The following is a 2389-nucleotide window of genomic DNA, read 5'->3' on the forward strand; positions in this document are numbered from 1 at the left end:
AGTCGGCGAACTGCCCGACCAGCCGGTCGCCGACCTCCGCCAGCACCCCGCGCCCGAACTGCGCCGGACGGCCGGTCACCGTCAGATCGGTGCACACCGACACGGCCGTCACGCCGTCGCGTTCCTCCAGGTCCGCCGTCACGGTCGCCCGCGCCGTGCCCTGTCCGCGCGTCTCCCGCCCGTTCGCCGCCAGCACCAGGCGGTGCGCCGTCTCGTCCTGCTCCTCGAAGACCGCCGTGCCCTTGTACGCCACGGTGATCGGGCCCAGCCGCACCTTCACCGCCCCGGTCACGGTCCTGCCGTCGTAGTCCTCCACGGTGGCACCGGGCAGGCACGGCGCGACCCGTTCGATGTCGAGGAGCGCCCGCCAGGCGTCGCCGAGCGGGACGGGAACGGTGAACTCGTGGCGCAGTTCCATGGACTTCCTCTTCACGATCAGACGGTCGGGCGGGCAGACGGTCGGACGGTCAAGCGATCGGACGGTCAAGCGATCGGATGGTCGGGTGGTCGGGTGGTCGGGTGGTCGGGCGGTCAGGCGGAACGCACCGCGTGGATGGCTCCCGCGGTCGCGGTCAGCGGCGTACCCGTGCCGCCCCAGCGCAGCGAGATGATCTCGGCCGCGACGGACACGGCCACCTCCTCGGGGGTGCGGGCGCCCAGGTCGAGACCGACCGGCGAGCGCAGCCGGGACAGCTCGGCCTCGGTCAGGCCCGCGTCGAGCAGCCGCTCCAGCCGCTCGTCGTGGGTACGGCGGCTGCCCATCGCCCCGATGTACGCGGCCGGGCGGCGCAGCGCCTCCTCCAGCAGCGGCACGTCGAACTTCGGGTCGTGGGTGAGCACGCAGACCACCGTGCGCTCGTCGGTGTCGGTGGCGCGCAGGTAGCGGTGCGGCCAGTCCACGAAGACCTCCACCGCGTCGGGGAACCGCTTCGGCGTGGCGAACACCGGGCGGGCGTCGCACACCGTGACCCGGTAGCCGAGGAAGGCGCCGATCCGGGCGACGGCCGCCGCGTAGTCGATCGCGCCGAACACCAGCATCCGCGGCGGCGGCGCGAAGGAATGCAGGAACACGGCGACGGCGTCCTCCCGGCGCTCGCCGCGCGCCCCGTAGTGCCGCGTCCCGGTGGCGCCCAGGGCGAGTTCGCCGCGGGCGTCGGCGGTGACCGCCACGTCCAGTCCGGGCGCGCCCAGGGTGCCGGCCACCGTGTCGGGCCACACCGCGAGGGCCGCGCCGCGCGGCGCGGGCCCGTCGACCACCGTCGCCACGGTGACCGGTTCGCCGGCGGCCACCGACGCCGCGACCGCCCCGAACGCCGGATCCGTCTCCGGGGTCACGGGCCTGACCAGCACACTGATCTCGCCGCCGCAGGTGAGGCCGACCGCGAACGCGTCCTCGTCGCTGTACCCGAAGGACGCCAGCTCCGCCCGGCCGCTCGCCATCACCTCCCGCGCCAGCTCGAAGACGGCCCCCTCCACGCAGCCGCCGGACACGCTGCCCACGACCTCGTCCTCCGGGCCGACCGCCATCGCCGCGCCGGGGTCGCGCGGCGCGCTGCGGCTCACCGTGACGACGGTGGCCAGCGCGAAGGGCGCCCGCGCCGCGTACCAGCGCCCGAGCGCCGGAAGAATCTCACGCACGCTCCACTCCTTCCCACTCGCCCCACCCCGAGCCCCCCGCCCCCTCCACCACCGACCCGCCCCTTCCGGGCCCGGTCCCGCCGGCCCTCACCCCGCCCGCCGTCGCCGTCCCCCCGCCTCCGGTGTCCGCGCCCCGTACCACCGCTGCCAGGCGTTCCAGTGCGGCCAGGCTGTGGCCCTCGACGAAGGCGTCCACGCTCGGCAGGGCCGCCGCCATTCCGGCGGCCAGGGGGGCGTAGCCGGGGCGCGCCTTCAAGGGGTTGGCCCACACGACGCGGTGCGCGAGCCGGTGCAGGCGGCGCATCTGGTCGGCGAGCAGCCGCGGATCGCCGCGCTCCCAGCCGTCCGAGAGCAGCACGACGACGGCGCCGCGCGCCATGCCCCGTTGCCCCCAGCGGTCCAGGAACTCCCGCAGCAGCTCCCCGAGCCGGGTGCCCCCGCGCCAGTCGGGCACGGCCTCGCCGACCGCCGCCATCGCCAGGTCCGGGTCGCGGTGGGACAGCTCACGCGTCACCCGGGTCAGCCGGGTGCCGACGGTGAACACCTCGGTGCGCCGCGCGCGGGCCGCCGCGTGCGCGAATCGCAGCAGCGCGTCGGCGTCCGGCCCCATCGAGCCGCTGACGTCCACCAGCAGCACCACCCGCCGGGGCCGCTCGCTGCGCGCGTGCCGGCGCGGCAGCGCGGGCTCGCCGCCGCGCCGCAGCAGCTCCCGCACGGTGCGGTGCGGATCGACGGCCCCGCGCCGCGCCGG

General features: G+C 76.6%; 3 protein-coding genes. All 3 read right to left on the bottom strand.

Annotated features, from left to right (window positions below):
- A partial coding sequence (locus ABEB07_RS28360) for an SRPBCC family protein (protein WP_345670954.1) occupies positions 1–418 on the bottom strand: 418 nt, incomplete at its 3' end.
- A 113-nt stretch (positions 419–531) separates the two neighbouring features.
- The gene (locus ABEB07_RS28365; protein ID WP_345670952.1) at positions 532–1638 is read right to left on the bottom strand and encodes an XdhC/CoxI family protein; all 1107 of its coding nucleotides are present in this window, start codon (positions 1636–1638) and stop codon (positions 532–534) included.
- Positions 1631–2389: VWA domain-containing protein (locus tag ABEB07_RS28370; RefSeq protein ID WP_345670953.1), on the bottom strand; the 759-nt coding region annotated here is incomplete at its 5' end. The genes ABEB07_RS28370 and ABEB07_RS28365, both read right to left, overlap by 8 nt.

This window comes from Streptomyces similanensis (genome assembly GCF_039543625.1).
In the GTDB taxonomy this organism is placed as follows: domain Bacteria; phylum Actinomycetota; class Actinomycetes; order Streptomycetales; family Streptomycetaceae; genus Streptomyces; species Streptomyces similanensis.